This is a genomic window from Rhodanobacter sp. C06 (genome assembly GCF_002001105.1).
Classification (GTDB): domain Bacteria; phylum Pseudomonadota; class Gammaproteobacteria; order Xanthomonadales; family Rhodanobacteraceae; genus Rhodanobacter_A.
In genome coordinates, this window is record NZ_MUNP01000003.1 from 1 (window position 1) to 812 (window position 812).

An 812-nucleotide genomic window follows, 5' to 3' on the forward strand; every position below is an offset into this window, starting at 1 on the left:
CGCCTTGCGGTGCCGTTCGAAACCGGCGTCGTGCTCCATCGACAGGCTCATCTGCTTCGGCGTCATCGCGTAACATCCATCCTCAGGTCGAGCTTCGACCACGGGGCAAAATCAGAGTTTCCCTAAGGCCTCCCAAGCAGTTGTATTTTGCGACGGAATATTAGATGTCACATCAATTCCGTAGGGGTTGCCTCCTTGAAGCCATGCCAGAGTCCCCGGACCATAGCCGGGTATATTGCTATAATTAGGTATTATAGCTCCGCCCATGATGGCGTTCTTCATCGCGTCCAATGCGTCGTCAGCAGGAAATGTGGAGAACGTTATCGCGGGGAGTTGGCCGAGGTAGTGCACGAGCTCAGCATTCAGAGCATCGTAGAGTTTTATAGTTGAAGCATTCGGTAAATCCCCTTTAAGGCCGTCTGCCGGTCCGCTCAAAGGATTGTTTTTGATAACCTGCTCAAATGCAGCCACAATTTGTTGCGTAGTGCTACCTGCCGGCGAGTTTTCGAAAAGAGACGGCGCCATCTCGTAAAGAACAAGAGCCATGTTGTTGGAGTTGGTAAGATTCATACCAATTCCGATCGTTGGAATATCCTTGCCATCGTTATACACGCGCGACACATTACCTTCAAACAAAGCCAAAATCGCAGGCAGCTGATTGAGGTCAAGGTAGGTTGCGTTATTGGCTAGCAGGCTGTTGAGAAACCTCCGCGCGCCGCCGCGGTCATAGACGTTCTCAATCACTGACCGCCCGATCCGATGCGCAGCCCCGACGTCCAGCAGCTTGGCATGTTCTCGTATGTATCGGTCTT

General features: G+C 52.1%; 1 protein-coding gene. It reads right to left on the reverse strand.

Annotation, left to right across the window (positions count from 1 at the left end; genetic code table 11):
* Positions 1–111: 111 nt before the first annotated feature.
* On the reverse strand, positions 112–812 hold a 701-nt coding region (locus tag B0E52_RS18200; protein ID WP_217316644.1), incomplete at its 5' end, for a hypothetical protein.